Consider the following 15,613-nt stretch of genomic DNA (forward strand, 5'->3'; position numbering starts at 1 on the left):
TAGCTTGAGCTCTATATAGGAAATAATTCCAATAAGGCGCTAGGTGTCTGGGGATATAAGGACGTACGTTCCATTCAGCCGCGCAAACAGAACAACAGACCACAGAGCGAAGGAAAAGCAGAATGGACGTTCGGATCGATGACGTGGACCGGAAAATTCTAGCGCAGTTACAACGCGATGCCAGCCAGTCATTGGACGATATCGCGCGCGAGGTCGGCAGTTCCAAGACCCCTGTGTGGAACCGGATTCGTAAACTGCGCGAGGCAGGGGTGATCGGGCAGCATACGGTTGTGCTGGATGCAGAGGCGCTTGGCTTCGAGGCGTGTTTCTTCGTGTTGATCCGCACGTCGTCCCACGAGGCCGACTGGCAGGCGGCGTTCCTCAAGGCGTTGAAAAACCGTCCCGAAGTGCAAGAAGCGCACCGGCTGGCGGGGGACATCGACTATATCCTGAAGGTCCGCGTCAAGAACGCCCGCGCCTATGATGCCTTTTATCAGGCGCTGATTTCAGAGGTCCGCGTGCACAACGTCACAGCGCTGCTGTCGATGGAAGAGATCAAATCCACCACGATGCTGCCGCTGTAACGCCGTGGCGCGGGGAGGCGCGACTTAGATCGTCACCATCAGCCGATCCAGCTTGTGGAAATGGTAGGTATTGGCAAAGCGCGGTGGCGCGGCCAGTTGCAGGTTCGGCGCATGGTCAAAAAGCGCACGCAACGCGATCTGAATTTCCAGCCGAGCCAGCGGCGCGCCGACGCAGAAATGCAAACCACCGCCAAAGGCCGCATGGGCCTTGGCCGGACGGGTCGGGTCGAACACATCGGGCTCGTCGTAAAGCGCGGGATCGCGGCCCGCGGCCCCCAGCACCAGTGCAATTTTGCGGCCCTTTTCCAGCGTTACATCGCCCAGTTCGATATCCTCGTAGGCGAAACGCTCAAAGACGTGCAGGGGCGGGTCGTAGCGCAGGATCTCTTCAACGGTGGCGTTGATCGCATCGGGGGCGAGGGCGCTGGCGGGCGTGTTATTTTCGAGCAAGCAGGCGATCCCGTTGCCAAGCGCGTGTACTGTCGCCTCGTGCCCTGCATTCAGCAGCAGGATACACGTGCCGATCAGCGCATCCGTGCTCAGTTTTTCGCCGTCTTCTTCGGCGGCGATCAACTGGGTGATCAGGTCGTCACGCGGGTCTTGGCGACGCTCATTGACATAGCGGCGCAGGAAGGCGGTGAAATCTGCGGCGGCGGTATTGGCGGCCTCTTCGGTCGCGCGGGTCCGGCCGATCTGGTAGACGGCGACCATATCATTGGACCAGCGCAGCAGGTCGGGCCACATATCCTCGGGGACGCCAAGCAGCCGCGCGATGATGCGCACGGGCAATTGGGTGCAAAAAGCGGGGATCAGGTCAAAGGCCTCGCCCTTGGGCAGGTCGGCCAGCAGGGCTTGGGCAATCTCTTCGATCTCGGGGGCGAGACCGGCAATCCGGCGCGAGGTAAAGGCACGCAGCACCAACCCGCGCAGACGGGTGTGGGTTGGCGGCTCTAGCTCGAGCATCGACTGGTCTTCCACCGCATAGAAGTCGCGCATGTGATCGGGCGTGGGCTTGCGCTGGTCGGCAGGGGTCTCGCGGCCCAAACGGCGGTCACGCAGCAAGGCCTGCACCGTCGCCGCATCAAAAGCGGCCATCATCCCGTAGTCTTGCCAGAACAGCACGGGGCCCTGCGCACGTGCGCGCGTATAGGCGGCATAGGGGTTTTGGACGAAGTCGGGATCAAGCGGGGAAAGGTTCAGTGTTTTCATGGGGCCTAGCAATAGCTGCGGCTCTGGTCTTTGCAAGCGGGTCTGTGCCAAATAACACCATGACCTCCGGAATGCGCCGCCGCGTCGCGACCTTTGTGCTGTTTCTGATCACCGTGTCGGTCCTCTCCGGCGGGGTCTGGCGCTATGCCTATCTGCAAGGGCTGGACCAGCTGCGCGCGCGGGGGCAGGCGGATCTGTCGCTGGTCAGCGACCGTCTGGTCGGGCAGTTGCAGCGGTACCGTGATCTGGCGGTGTTTCTGGCGGATCACCCGCAGGTGGCGCAGGTGCTGGACCGGCGTCCGGCGGTCGAGGCACAGGCGTTTTTGCAAGAGGTGGCGGATAAGACCACGGCGCTGGATGTGCAGGTGCTTGACCGATCCGGCGATGTGATCGTCGCGGCACTTGGCGCGGAAGCGGTGCGGGTGCCGCGCGCGGATCAGCGCTTTGTCCAGCGGGCCTTGCGCGGTGCGCTTGGCTGGGGGCATGGCCCCGCCGCGCCCTTGACCGACCGCGCCTATTTCCACGCCGCCCCTGTCTTCGCGCCCGACGGGCAGGTGCGCGGCGCCGTTGTGGTGTCGACTGATCTGAACGGCATCGATTATGACTGGCGCGGCAGCAATCCGGCGGCGTTCTTCACCGACACCGACGGGGTCGTCCAGATCGCCAACCGGTCAGAGCTGCTGTTCTGGGCGCGTCCCCGTGCGGCGCAGGGGCTGGTGCCGCCGGATGGTGCGGTGCTGGATTTCGCGGTGTCTGACGTGCGCGGCCACGAGATCTGGCATATGGGCTGGGGGCCTTATCTGCCCGACGCCGCCTTGCATCTGACCCGCGCCCTGCCGGTGGTGGGGATGACGGGTGAGGTGCTGCTGGATATCGAGGGCGCGCAACGTTTGGCACGGGCACAGGCGGCGGCGGTGGCTGCGCTTTGCCTTGCCTTTGGCGCGCTGCTGTTTCTCGCGACCGAGCGCCGCCGCGCCCTGTCAGAGGCGAACGCGGCGCTTGAGCGGCAGGTCGCCAAACGCACCGCCGCACTTAACGCCAGCAACACCGAATTGCGCCGCGAAGCGACCGAGCGGGAAGAGGCGCAGGCCGCACTGCGCCGCGCGCAGGCGGATCTGGTGCAGGCGGGCAAGTTGTCGGCGCTTGGCCAGATGTCGGCGGGCATCAGCCACGAGCTGAACCAGCCGCTGATGGCGATCCGGTCCTTTGCGGAAAACGCGGTGCAGTTCCTTGAACGTGACCGCCCCGACAGGACGGCTGAAAACCTGACCCGCATCTCGCAGATGGCCGACCGGATGGCGCGGATCATCCAGAACCTGCGGGCCTTTGCGCGGCAGGAAAGTGTGCCGCAGACCCGCGTCGATGTGACCCGCGTGGTCGCCAGCGCGGTGGAGCTGACCCAAAGCTATCTGCGCGACGCAGGCGTGACCCTTGACTACCAGCCCGCCAATGCCCCCGTCTGGGTGCGCGGCGGTGAGGTGCGCTTGGGGCAGGTCTTTGTAAACCTCATCACCAACGCCGTCGATGCCATGAGCAGCAGCGACACCAAACGGCTGAGCATCACCATCGATCCCGCCGACCCCGTGCGGGTGCAGTTCCGCGACACCGGACCGGGGATCGAGATGCCGGACAAGGTGTTCGACCCGTTCTACACGACTAAATCCGTGGGCGGCGGTGCCGAGGGGGCTATGGGGGGCATGGGGCTGGGGCTGTCGATCAGTTACGGGATTGTGCAAAGCTTTGGCGGGGGGATCCGTGGCACCAACCTTGACGCGGGCGGTGCGATGTTCTCTGTCACGCTGGAACGCGCCGATACGGGCGAGGAGGGGCAGGGATGAGCAGAACCGTTCTATTGGTCGATGACGATTCCTCTGTCCGCGAGGCGCTGGCGCAGACGCTGGAGCTTGCCGATATTGATGTTGTCCCCGCGGGGTCGTTCGTGGCTGCCAAGGATAGGATCACCGAACGGTTCGATGGCATCATCCTGTCGGACATGCGCATGCCCGGGCGCGACGGGTTTCACCTGCTGGCCTATGCCCATGAACAGGACCCCGATCTGCCGGTGATCCTGCTGACAGGCGAAGGCGACATCCCCATGGCCGTGCGCGCGATGGAGGCCGGGGCCTTTGATTTTCTTGAAAAACCCTGTGCCCCTGCCGCGCTGGTCACCGTGATTGAACGCGCACTGAAAACCCGCGCGCTGGTGCTGGAAAACCGTCGGCTGCTGCATATCGTGGAAACTGGCGATCCGGCGGCGCGGATGATTTTCGGGTCGTCTGACCTGTCAGAACGGCTGCGCGACAAGGTGCGGCGCGTGGCGCAGGCCAATGCCGAGGTGCTGGTCACCGGCCCGTCGGGCTCTGGTATTTCGAAGGTGTCAGAGGTGATCCACCTATCCTCGCGCCGCTCCAAAGGGCCCTTCGTCAAACGTGCTGCCGCGGGGCTTAGTCCCGATGATGTGAGCGATGCGCTGCACGCCGCCTCGGGCGGGTGCCTGTTTCTCGACGAGGTCGCGCAGCTTCCCGCGCAGACCCAGCTGAGCCTGATCGAAGCGCTTGAGCAGGTGCCCGATGTGCGTCTCATTGCGGGCAGTGCGCGGGAGCTACAGTCATTGGTGGCCGAGGGGCAGTTCCACGCGGATCTCTATTATCGGCTCGAGGTCATGACTGTGCGCATCCCGTCGCTGGCTGAACGCCCCGAGGATATCGCCACGATGTTCCGCCGCTACGTCGATCAGGCGGCAGAGCAGTCGGGCGTGCAGCCGCCCGAAGTGACGCCGCAGATGATCGCGGGGCTGATGGCGCGGGACTGGCCCGGCAACGCGCGCGCGCTGATGTCAGAAGCGATGCGCTTTGTCATGGGGGTCTCGGACGAGGTGACGCCGGATGCGACCCTCGGGCTGGCGGACCAGATGGCGCAGGTGGAACAATCCCTGCTGCGCACGGCCTTGCGCCGTGCCGAGGGGCAGGCGAGTGCGGCGGCGCAGGCGCTGAAACTGCCGCGCAAGACCTTCTATGACAAGCTGGCCCGCTACGGGATTCGGCCCGAGGACTTTCGCAGCTAGCCTGTGCGGATTTTCGCACAACTGCGCTTCACGCTGTGCGGTTATCCGCACAGGCAACGTGCATCGGGTTGGTATATAACCTTAACACGGTGCGGTAAAACCTTGATAAGTAATATGTTTAACGCGATCCTCATCTTTCAACCTCTCTTCCTTGTGAGGTCGGCGAAATAACGCTCTAGTAACGCCACCGCATTTGGAACGACCGGATGCCGAGACTTGAAAAACAGTTCTCTGGGAGGAGACATCACATGAAATTCCTGACAACCACTCTGGTGGCTATGACACTTTCCGTAAGCGCCGGTGCTGTTGCCGCGGCGTGCGACGATGGCGAAGTCGTCATCAAGCTGAGCCACGTGACCAACACAGACCGTCACCCCAAAGGCATCGCCGCGTCCTTGCTGGAACAGCGCGTCAATGACGAGATGAACGGCAAAGCCTGCATGGAAGTGTTCCCGAACTCCACGCTGTACAATGATGACCAGGTTCTTGAGGCGCTGCTGCAAGGCGACGTTCAGATGGCCGCGCCGTCGCTGTCGAAGTTCGAGCAGTTCACCAAGCAATTCCGCATCTTCGATCTGCCCTTCATGTTCAAGGACATCAACGCTGTAGACGAGTTCCAGAACTCTGACACCGGTGTTGCGATGAAAGAATCCATGACGCGCCGTGGCCTGCTGGGGCTGGCGTTCTGGCACAATGGCATGAAGCAGATGTCGGCGAACAAGCCGCTGAACGTGCCGTCGGATGCCAATGGTCTGAAATTCCGCGTCCAGAACTCTGACGTGCTGAAGGCCCAGATGGCGGCAATGGGCGCATCGCCCCAGCCGATGGCCTTCTCGGAAGTTTACGGCGCGCTGCAAACCGGCGTTGTCGACGGTCAGGAAAACACCTGGTCCAACATCTATGGCCAGAAGTTCTTTGAGGTGCAGGACGGGACAACCGAAACCAACCACGGTGTTCTGGACTACATGCTCGTGACCTCCACCGACTGGTGGGACAGCCTGGATGCCGATGTGCGTGACCAGCTGGCGACCATCGTTCAAGAAGTGACCGACACCCGCAACGCGGAATCGTCGAAAGTGAACGCCGAAGCCAAACAGGCGATCATCGATGCCGGTGGTGTGGTCCGTGAACTGGACGACGCGCAGCGCGAAGCCTGGGTCACCGCGATGAAGCCCGTCTGGGAAGAGTTCACCGCAGACGTCGGTCAGGAAAACATCGACGAAGCCCAAGCGATCAACGCCAAGCACTAAACCTGTTCTGCCCCGTCTGGCGACGGACGGGGCATATCACTTGCGTCAGGCCCCGACATGCCCCGCGGCGTGCGGGCCTGATCCACTCTCCTCTCACAGCGGAGCATTCCCATGTCACATGGTGTTCAATCTCATTCTGCGCTCGGGCGCATTGTCAACGAGCTTGAGGAAACGGCGATTGCCATCATCCTTGGCCTGATGACGCTCATCACCTTCATCAACGTCGTCCTGCGCTATGGTTTCAACACCGGCATCATCTGGGGGCTTGAAGCGGTGACCTTCCTTTTCGCCTGGCTGGTGCTGTTTGGCATGAGCTATGCGGTCAAGGTCACGGCGCATCTGGGGGTGGACGCGGTCGTGAACCTGTTTTCGCTGCCCAAACGCCGTGTGCTCGCGCTGGTTGCGGCAGTGATCTGCGTGGTCTACGGGGCCTTGCTGATGAAAGGCGCGTGGGATTACTGGGCCCCCTTCGCGGGGCTGGACGCCACAACGGGCCGCTGGTTCCCCACAGGTTTTGCCGATAGCCGCGATCAGGCATGGTATGAAACCGTCGATATCCCCATGCCGGATTGGCTGCGCTTTATCGAGCCGATCATGAACGAGGGCGAAACCTACGGCAAACTGCCACGGTTCATCCCGTATTTCATGCTGCCCTTCGGTATGGCGCTGCTGTTGTTCCGGTTCATCCAGGCCGGTGTGCGTGTCTTTACCGGACAGGCCACAGCGCTGATCGTCAGTCACGAGGCCGAAGATGATATCGAAGCCGTCAAACACATGAACGCGGAGTCCTGAGCGCATGGAAGTCCTTATCCTATTTACCATGATCGTCGGGCTGATGTTGCTGGGCGTTCCGATTGCCGTCAGCCTCGGCTTCTCGTCGATCGTCTTTCTGCTGGTGCTGTCCGACAGCTCGCTTGCGTCCATCGCGCAGACCTTCTTTCAGGCGATGGCGGGTCACTATACGCTGCTGGCGATCCCGTTCTTCGTGCTGGCGTCGTCCTTCATGTCTACGGGTGGTGTGGCCAAGCGGATCATCCGTTTCTCTATCGCGCTGGTCGGGCATTTTCCGGGTGGTCTGGCGATTGCGGGTGTCTTTGCCTGTATGCTGTTCGCCGCCCTGTCGGGATCATCGCCTGCGACAGTGGTTGCCATCGGCTCCATCGTGATCGCGGGGATGCGGGAAACCGGCTACACCAAAGAATTCGCCGCCGGTGTCATCGCCAACGCGGGCACCCTCGGCATCCTGATCCCGCCGTCCATCGTGATGGTTGTCTATGCCTCTGCCACGGATGTCTCTGTGGGCCGGATGTTCCTTGCGGGCGTTATCCCCGGTCTGATGGCGGGCACCATGCTGATGCTGACCATCTACATCATGGCGCGGGTCAAGAAGCTGCCACAGGGCGAATGGCGCGGCTGGGGCGAGGTCTTTGCCTCGGGGCGTGAAGCGGGCTGGGGGTTGATGCTGATCGTGATCATCCTTGGCGGTATTTATGGCGGTATTTTTACCCCGACCGAAGCCGCTGCCGTGGCCGCTGTCTATGCCTTCTTCATCGCGGCCTTCGTCTATCGCGACATGGGCCCGCTGCACGTCGAAGGCGAGGGGCGCAACCTGTCGCTGATGCGCAAGCCCTTGGCGCTGGTCACTGTCTTCTTCCACCGCGATACCCGCGATACGCTGTTCGAGGCCGGCAAGCTGACCGTCACCCTGATGTTCATCATCGCCAACGCGCTGATCCTCAAGCACGTGCTGACCGACGAGCAGATCCCGCAGCAGATCTCTGCCGCGATGCTAAGCGCCGGTTTCGGGCCGATCATGTTCCTGGTTATCGTCAACGTGATCTTGCTGATTGGCGGGCAGTTCATGGAGCCGTCGGGCCTGTTGATCATCGTCGCCCCGCTGGTTTTCCCCATCGCGATTGAACTGGGCATCGACCCGATCCATCTGGGGATCATCATGGTGGTGAACATGGAAATCGGGATGATCACCCCGCCGGTGGGTCTGAACCTCTTTGTGACCTCGGGCGTGGCGAATATGCCGATGATGAATGTGGTCAAGGCCGCGCTGCCCTTCACCGTGGTGCTGTTCATCTTCCTGCTGATGGTGACTTATATCCCGGTCATCTCGACCTGGCTGCCGACCCTGATGATGGGGCCGGAGATCATCACCCGCTAGGGCGAGACATTACGAGAGAAACGAAAAAGGCGGCGCACCCCATCGGATGCGCCGCCTTTTATCTATGTCATGCCATGAGTTTATTTGGCAAAATGAAGATCACGCGGCAGAGAGCGCCTGAAGGATCGGGATGAAATCAGCGGCCCTAAGGCTCGCCCCGCCGATCAGGGCACCGTCCACGTTATCGACTTTGAAGATCTCTGCCGCGTTGTCCGGTTTGACCGAGCCGCCATACAGCAGCCGCAGCGCATCGCTGACATCCGTGCCAAAGCGTTCGGCCAGTGTTGCGCGGATGAAGTCATGCACCTCGACGATCTGGTCAAGCGTCGGGATTTTACCGGTGCCAATCGCCCAGATGGGTTCGTACGCGAGGACGGTATTCTCGCCTGTGCAGCCGTCGGGCAGGGAGCCTGCAAGCTGTTCGGCGATGACATCCAGCGTGGTGCCCGCACTGCGATCCGCCTCGCTTTCGCCGATGCAGATGATGGCCGTCAGCCCCGCGTTCCAAGCGGCCTGCGCCTTGGCCGAGACATCAGCATCCGTTTCGCCATAGGCATCGCGGCGCTCGGAATGGCCGAGGATCACATAGGTTGCGCCGACCTCCTTGATCATCGAGGCAGAGATATCGCCAGTGAAGGCACCTTTCGGCTCTGCGTGGCAATCCTGCGCGCCGATGCCAAAGGGGGTGCCTTGGGCTTTGGTGACCGCTGGTAGGAGGTAGGGGGCAGGCGGGCAGATCACCGCCTCTGCACGGGTGCTGTCCATCGCGCCGGCCACATCGGCCAACATGTCCAGACCGGCCAGCGTGCCGTTCATCTTCCAGTTTCCAGCGGCAAGCTTGCGGCGCATATGCATATCCTTCATGTGGTTTTTCAAAGGGATACCAGCGCCACCCCGACAGGGCAACGGCAAGCTGCGGTCACGACCCGCCAGCGCGGCGCGATACCGCTAGCCGAATTTGATGGATTCGCCGCAGCCGCAGGCTTCGGTCACATTGGGATTGCGGAACTTGAAGCCGGATTCCAGCAGCGAGGTTTCATAATCGATCTCGGTGCCGAAAAGGAACATCTGCGCCATCGGCGCGATCATCACGCGCGCGCCGTCCTGTTCGACGACCTCGTCATTGACGTCGGCCTCGTTCACATACTCCATCGTATATTCCATGCCGGCGCAGCCACCCTTCTTGATGCCGATGCGCAGACCAGCGTGGCCGGCGGACGTCATCAGCTTGGTGATCTGATTGGCGGCTTTGGGGGTGATGGTGACGGCTTGCTTGCCTGGGATTGCGAACATGCTGAATACTCCTGTTACCGACAAGATAAGGGCTTTGGCAGGGTTTCTCAAGCGGGGGGATGCACAATAGCGAAAGGCCGCCCCCGAAGGGACGGCCCATGTCGTCACGCGCGATTGCGCCGGATCAAACCTCGTAGGTTACAGACCCATGCAGTTGGCATAGTAGGTGACGGTCGCGGGCCAGTCAGAGAAGACCCCCTTGACGCCAGCGTCCTGTGCCAGCACGTCCAGCGCGACCAGATAGTCGCTGTCGTCGGTGATGATGTCGCCAACGGATTGGAAATACCAGCCACCGCCCGTGGACAGCGGACCGGAGCGTTCGAGCGTCCAGGCGATCAGGTTCAAACCGGCTTCGCTGGCTTTCTTGGCATAGTCAGAGGCGGCCAGAGCGCCGTCTTTGTTGGTCAGCAGCATGTTCAGCGACGGGGCCAGGTACTGCACGCCTTGCTCTTTCAACTGGGCGAAATCCTGTGTCCAGGTGCTGGGGTCCTGTTCGTCGAAACCTTCGCTCCATTCCACGAGATAGACGGCCTGTTTGCCGAACTCGGGCTCTGCCTTGATCCAGTAAAGCACATCATCCAGGTTGAACGACTGCGCCCAAACGTCCGAGGCAGGGATGCCCGCGGCTTTGTATTCGTCGATCATCTTCTGCGCATAGTCTTCCTGGCTGAAGCCGTCATGGGGCATCTCGACCGAAGGGGACTTGAGCTCGGGGGTGAATTTCGCGCCGAGGGATTTGAACAGCTCGATCGATTCCGCGTGAGTCATCAGATCGGCACCGTCGCTGTACAGCTGGGTGCGGAAGCTGGCCACGCCGCCCTGATAGTCTTCGGCGGTGGTGGCGGTGGCGTCGGCGCTGTCCATCTTGGGCGTCAGGGTGCGGAACTCTGCCAAGGTGATGTCCGAGGTGCGGCATTCCGCGCTGGCACCCTCATCGCCCGCAGCCGCGGTGAAGCCGGTGGTGCATTTCTCGGCCAGATCGGAGACGAGGATATTGGTGGTGGTGTGCAGATCGTTCTGCGCGTGACGGCAGACCAGTTCGTGGTCGGCGGTAAAGGTCACGTCGCATTCCAGAATGCCTGCACCCTGGCGGGCGGCGGCAACGTTGGACTGTACGGTATGCTCAGGGAACATCAGCGGCGCGCCGCGGTGCCCGATAGAGAAATCGGATTTGGACGCGGTCTGGCCCATGCAGGACGCCAGCTTGTCCTTGAGGTCGCCATCGGGAAGCTTGTCCACCAGATAAGCAGGACGGGCACCGTATTCGACAGGGACGGGGGTGCTGTGGGCGTCGGCCAGCAGCGCGGTGGGGGCCAAAGCCAAAGCTGTAAGGGCAGTAGTTAGTCGCATGATCGCTCCAAATAAAATCATCTGGCAGCGGTGTGGCTACCCTATGTTACAATGATGCGACCATTGCGTGAAAGTCATGTAAAATCAACCGGGACGTGAAATGCGCCCCGGTTTCAGCCTATCGGCTTACATGAAGCCCAGTTCAAGACGGGCTTCGTCAGACATCATATCCATGCCCCATGGGGGCTCCCAGACCAGTTCCACATCAACGGTTTTCACGCCGGGCAGGGGTTCGACCGCATCGGCGACCCAGCCGGGCATCTCGCCTGCGACGGGACAGCCGGGCGCGGTGAGGGACATCTTGATGTTGACCTCGTTTTCCGCGTTGATGTCGATCGTGTAGATCAACCCCAGCTCATAGATATTCACTGGAATCTCAGGGTCATAGACAGTGCGGCAGGCTTCGGTGATCTGCTCGTACAGCGGATGATCCGTTGACGAGGGCGCAATCAGAGGGGTGCCTTCAAGAGGTTGTGTGCTGTCAGTCATCGGGGCCTCGCTCCTTTTTCTTATCGTTTATATAGGGATTGCAGCGGGCACCGTCCAGAGGGCGGACCCGCGAACCAATGCGGAACTTAAGCTTTGCGCTTGCGCACCGGCTGCGGCTTTACCCGCGCTTCGATCATATCATAGACCATGCCGACGATATCCTTGCCGGTGGCTTTCTCGATCCCTTCGAACCCAGGAGAGCTGTTGACCTCTAGCACCTTTGGCCCGCTGTCCGACCGCAGCAGATCCACACCGGCAGTGCCCAGACCAAAGGCCCGTGCCGCACGCAGGGCGGTGTCGCGTTCAACCTTGGTGATGCGCACGACCTGAGCGGTGCCGCCACGGTGCAGGTTGGAGCGGAAATCGCCATCCGCGCCGGTGCGCTTCATCGCGGCCACGACCTTGCCATCCACCACAAGACAGCGCAGATCCTCGCCCGCGGCTTCCTTGACGAAATCCTGCACAAGAAAGTTTGCCTTGAGCCCGCGGAAAGCATCAATCACGGATTCCGCCGCCTTCTTGGTCTCGGCCAGCACCACACCTTTGCCTTGGGTGGATTCCAGCAGTTTCACGATCAGCGGCGCGGTGCCCACCAGCGCCATGAGGTTCGACGTGTCCTTGGGCGAGGCCGCAAAAGCGGTGGTCGGCATGCCGATTTTCTTCGACGCCAACACCTGATGCGCATGCAGCTTGTCGCGGCTCGACAAGATACCGGCAGAGCCGTTGACGCAGTAGGTCCCGATGGTTTCGAACTGCCGGATCACCGCGCAGCCATAGGGCGTGACCGAGGCACCGATCCGCGGGATCACCGCGTCATAGCGCGGCAGACGTTTGCCATCGTAATGCACTTCGGGGGCCATGGCGTTGATCGCCATATAGCAGCGGGTGGTATCGATCACTTCGACAGTATGGCCACGGGCCTCGCCGACTTCGACCAGACGCGAGGTGGAATAGTTGCTGGCTTCACGGCTCAGCACGGCGACCCGCAATGCGCGTTTGGGCGCGCGGTGACGCACAGCGGCGGTATGGTAGACGTCATAGCTCAGATCCGGTTGCAACCGTTTCTCGGTGGGCGAGATGGTGATGTGATCTGTCAGCGCCTGACGGCCCAGCAACATGCGGCTGGTCATGCCCGCACGGTTGGTCAGGGTCACGTCAATGGGCCAGCTTTGCCCCGCGACATCCATTTTGGTCGAGATGACATAGCGCAGCTCTGCCTCGCCATTCGACGAGGTGACCTCGCGCCGGTCAATGATGGGCGCGGAGCAGGTGATGGTGATGTCTTCATTGCCAGCCACAGGATGCACGTTGAACCGGACCTTGGGCTTGGACGCGGGGCCAAAGACTTCGATGTCATGGGCGTGCAGCGCGGATGTGCGCGCGCCGGTGTCGATCTTTGCCTTGATCGCGGGAAGCCCCAATTCGGGAAGGGCGACCCATTCTTCCCAGCCAAACGTCAATTCTTGCATGTCACGCACTCCGGCACAGCTAAATCATCCCGCCGCCTAGCAGGTCGCCTGCGTCTACTCAAGCCACGACACGGGCTTCCAAATGGCATAAATCCCGGGGCCCGGGGCAGCGCCCCGGCGGTTCCGGCTGGACATAGCGCAGATTTACGGTGCTTCCATGACAGCCTTGTGGAACGCGCGGCTGAACTGCGCGATTGCGCCTATGCGGGGGACATCTTATAGCCGCAGTCATGAAAAAATTCTCGTTCGATCTTCAGGCCCGCGATGGTGCGGCGCGTACCGGTGTCATCTCTACCCCGCGGGGCGATATTCGCACGCCGGCCTTCATGCCTGTGGGCACTGCCGCCACGGTCAAGGCGATGATGCCCGAAAGCGTCGCCGCGACCGGTGCGGATATCCTGCTGGGCAATACCTATCACCTGATGCTGCGCCCCACTGCCGAACGGATCGACCGTTTGGGCGGGCTGCATAAGTTCATGAACTGGGACAAGCCGATCCTCACCGATTCCGGCGGGTTTCAGGTGATGAGCCTGTCGGGGCTGCGCAAGCTGACGGAAAAGGGCGTGACCTTCAAAAGCCATGTGGACGGGTCGAAACACGAACTGACCCCCGAACGGTCGATGGAGATTCAAAAGCTGCTCGGCTCCGATATCGTCATGTGCTTTGACGAATGTCCCGCGCTGCCTGCGGATCGCGCGCGGATCGCGGACTCGATGCGGATGTCGATGCGGTGGGCCAAGCGCAGCCGCGAGGCCTTTGGCGACCGCCCGGGTCATGCGCTCTTTGGTATCCAGCAGGGCGGGCTGGAACGTGACTTCCGCGAGGAAAGCGCCAAGGCGCTGATCGACGTGGGCTTTGACGGCTACGCTGTGGGCGGCCTTGCCGTGGGTGAGGGGCAAGAGGCGATGTTCGGCTGTCTCGACTTCGCCACGGATATGCTGCCCGTGGATCGGCCGCGCTATCTGATGGGGGTGGGCAAGCCGGATGATATCGTCGGGGCCGTGGCCCGCGGGATTGATATGATGGACTGCGTTTTGCCCTCACGCTCTGGCCGGACGGGGCAGGTGTTCACGCGTCACGGCGTTGTGAACATCAAGAACGCACGCCACGCCGATGACCCGCGTCCGCTGGACGAAGCCTGCACATGTCCTGCGTGCTCGAACTACAGTCGGGCCTATCTGCATCATGTGTTCCGTAGTCAGGAAATGATCTCGGGGATGCTGCTGACATGGCATAACCTGCATTATTTCCAGGAAATCATGGCGGGTATGCGCGACGCGATTGCGGCGGGGACATTTGACGCCTGGCAGGCTGATTTTCATAGCCAGCGTGCCCAAGGCGACATCGACCCGCTTTAGGAAAACCCTGCGGTGAATGGAATAAACCTTCCGCCCCGTCCTTGCGATGACGGGGCGGAAGGTTAGGTGCTGTAGACAAGAAACAACACCGCAAAGGAGTTTTCCATGACCGAGGCATTATTCACCCCCCTGAAGGTCGGTGGCATCGAGGCCGCGAACCGCATCGTGATGGCCCCGCTGACCCGCAGCCGCGCTGATGACAACAGTGGCGAAGTCGGCGACATGCACGTCGAATACTACGCACAGCGCGCCGGTGCCGGGATCATCATCACCGAAGCGTCCCAGATCAGCGCCGAAGGCAAAGGCTACATCAAAACCCCCGGCATCTACACCGAAGGGCAGGTTGCTGCCTGGAAAAAGGTGACGGACGCGGTGCACGCCAAGGGCGGCAAGATCGTGATCCAGCTTTGGCACGTGGGCCGGATCAGCCATGTGGACATCCAGCCTGACGGACAAAAGCCCGTCGCCCCCTCGGCCATCGCGGCAGAGGTGAAGACCTTTACCAAAGACGGTATGACCCCGACATCTGAACCGCGCGCGTTGGAGTTGGACGAGATGCCACGCATTGTCGCCGATTATGTCCACGCAACCAAGATGGCGCGCAAGGCAGGCTTTGACGGGGTCGAGGTCCACGGGGCGAACGGCTATCTGCTGGACCAATTCCTCAAGACCTCAAGCAACAAACGTGATGACGCCTATGGCGGGTCGGTCGAGAACCGCGCACGGCTGCTGTTCGAAGTGCTGGACGGTGTCGTAAACGCATGGGACGGCGATCACGTCGGCCTGCGCCTGTCGCCTTTCTCGCCCGCGAACGGCATCGCGGATGATGACCCGCAAGAGACGTTCACCTACGTCGTGGATGCGCTGAACAAGTACAATCTGGCCTATCTGCACATGGTCGAAGGCTCGACCGGCCAGTCGCGCGATCTGGACAGCGGCGAAGATCTTGGCAAGCTGCGGTCGCTGTTCAACGGCGTCTACATGGCAAATAACCTTTATGACCGCGACATGGCGATCGATGCCGTGGCCAGCGGCAAGGCTGAACTGGTGGCCTTTGGCCGACCCTATATCGCCAACCCCGATCTGGCAAAACGGCTCGAACTTAACGCACCGCTGAACGAGGGGGATACGAAAACCTTCTATGCCGGTGGCGAAGAGGGCTATACCGATTATCCCTTCCTCGAAGAGGTCGCGGCAGAGTAAGCTCGTTAAACGCGAAAAAGCACATTTCCGGCCCGTTTTTTGTCATTCGGGCCGGTTAACCATGGTTCTTGGCGGTTTTCGCGGATAATCATACGATCCGCGCTTGTCTGTCCGCCGGTGGCGGTTCATTCTAGGGCGACCCTCACGCCAGATGGCCCGCATACGAACGGA

14 protein-coding genes are annotated in these 15,613 nt (G+C 61.4%); 8 read left to right on the top strand and 6 right to left on the bottom strand.

What is annotated here, in order from left to right:
* Window positions 1-122 precede the first annotated feature (122 nt).
* The gene (locus tag B4F27_RS04460) at window positions 123-584 is read left to right on the top strand and encodes an Lrp/AsnC family transcriptional regulator (RefSeq protein WP_005853026.1); all 462 of its coding nucleotides are present in this window, start codon (window positions 123-125) and stop codon (window positions 582-584) included.
* Between the two features lie 24 nt (window positions 585-608).
* Here the strand turns inward: B4F27_RS04460 and B4F27_RS04465 are convergent, their stop codons facing one another.
* Window positions 609-1,793: a cytochrome P450 gene (locus B4F27_RS04465; protein WP_286758974.1), complete on the bottom strand. Its 1,185-nt coding sequence runs from the start codon at window positions 1,791-1,793 to the stop codon at window positions 609-611.
* 71 nt (window positions 1,794-1,864) lie between these two features.
* On the opposite strand from B4F27_RS04465, the gene B4F27_RS04470 reads away from it, so the two are divergent.
* The 5 genes from B4F27_RS04470 (at window position 1,865) to B4F27_RS04490 (ending at window position 8,280) form a co-directional block, all read left to right on the top strand.
* A complete protein-coding gene (locus B4F27_RS04470) occupies window positions 1,865-3,631 on the top strand; it encodes an ATP-binding protein (RefSeq protein ID WP_414717687.1) in 1,767 nt (588 codons plus the stop codon).
* Entirely contained in the window at window positions 3,628-4,857 is a 1,230-nt protein-coding gene (locus B4F27_RS04475) for a sigma-54-dependent transcriptional regulator (RefSeq protein ID WP_286758976.1), read from the top strand. Before B4F27_RS04470 ends, B4F27_RS04475 begins: the two co-directional genes overlap by 4 nt.
* A gap of 248 nt (window positions 4,858-5,105) precedes the next feature.
* A complete protein-coding gene (locus B4F27_RS04480) occupies window positions 5,106-6,107 on the top strand; it encodes a DctP family TRAP transporter solute-binding subunit (protein WP_074635057.1) in 1,002 nt (333 codons plus the stop codon).
* Between the two features lie 111 nt (window positions 6,108-6,218).
* A complete protein-coding gene (locus B4F27_RS04485; protein WP_037944057.1) occupies window positions 6,219-6,899 on the top strand; it encodes a TRAP transporter small permease in 681 nt (226 codons plus the stop codon).
* Between the two features lie 4 nt (window positions 6,900-6,903).
* Complete coding sequence (locus tag B4F27_RS04490; protein WP_009826801.1) at window positions 6,904-8,280, top strand: TRAP transporter large permease; 1,377 nt, start codon at window positions 6,904-6,906, stop codon at window positions 8,278-8,280.
* Between the two features lie 99 nt (window positions 8,281-8,379).
* On the opposite strand, the gene tpiA is transcribed toward B4F27_RS04490, so the two are convergent.
* The 5 genes from tpiA to rimK form a co-directional block, all read right to left on the bottom strand.
* On the bottom strand, window positions 8,380-9,129 hold the full coding sequence (gene tpiA, locus B4F27_RS04495) for a triose-phosphate isomerase (protein WP_286758977.1): 750 nt from the start codon (window positions 9,127-9,129) through the stop codon (window positions 8,380-8,382).
* A 99-nt stretch (window positions 9,130-9,228) separates the two neighbouring features.
* Entirely contained in the window at window positions 9,229-9,573 is a 345-nt protein-coding gene (locus B4F27_RS04500) for a HesB/IscA family protein (RefSeq protein WP_074635055.1), read from the bottom strand.
* 138 nt (window positions 9,574-9,711) lie between these two features.
* A complete protein-coding gene (locus B4F27_RS04505) occupies window positions 9,712-10,923 on the bottom strand; it encodes a glycerophosphodiester phosphodiesterase family protein (protein WP_197145669.1) in 1,212 nt (403 codons plus the stop codon).
* 126 nt (window positions 10,924-11,049) lie between these two features.
* Window positions 11,050-11,412: an SUF system Fe-S cluster assembly protein gene (locus B4F27_RS04510; protein WP_005853043.1), complete on the bottom strand. Its 363-nt coding sequence runs from the start codon at window positions 11,410-11,412 to the stop codon at window positions 11,050-11,052.
* Between the two features lie 86 nt (window positions 11,413-11,498).
* A complete protein-coding gene (rimK, locus tag B4F27_RS04515) occupies window positions 11,499-12,881 on the bottom strand; it encodes a 30S ribosomal protein S6--L-glutamate ligase (protein WP_005853045.1) in 1,383 nt (460 codons plus the stop codon).
* Window positions 12,882-13,111: 230 nt separating this feature from the next.
* Between rimK and tgt the strand changes: the two genes are divergently transcribed.
* Together tgt and B4F27_RS04525 are read left to right on the top strand one after the other, a co-directional pair.
* Window positions 13,112-14,239, top strand: a complete 1,128-nt coding sequence (gene tgt, locus B4F27_RS04520; protein ID WP_037944062.1) for a tRNA guanosine(34) transglycosylase Tgt — start codon at window positions 13,112-13,114, stop codon at window positions 14,237-14,239.
* Window positions 14,240-14,344: 105 nt separating this feature from the next.
* Window positions 14,345-15,442 carry an alkene reductase gene (locus tag B4F27_RS04525; protein WP_286758978.1) on the top strand — a complete coding sequence of 366 codons (1,098 nt, stop codon included), beginning with the start codon at window positions 14,345-14,347 and terminating at the stop codon, window positions 15,440-15,442.
* Window positions 15,443-15,613: the final 171 nt, after the last annotated feature.

Source organism: Sulfitobacter sp. UBA1132, assembly GCF_002311545.1.
In the GTDB taxonomy this organism is placed as follows: Bacteria; Pseudomonadota; Alphaproteobacteria; order Rhodobacterales; family Rhodobacteraceae; genus Sulfitobacter; species Sulfitobacter pontiacus.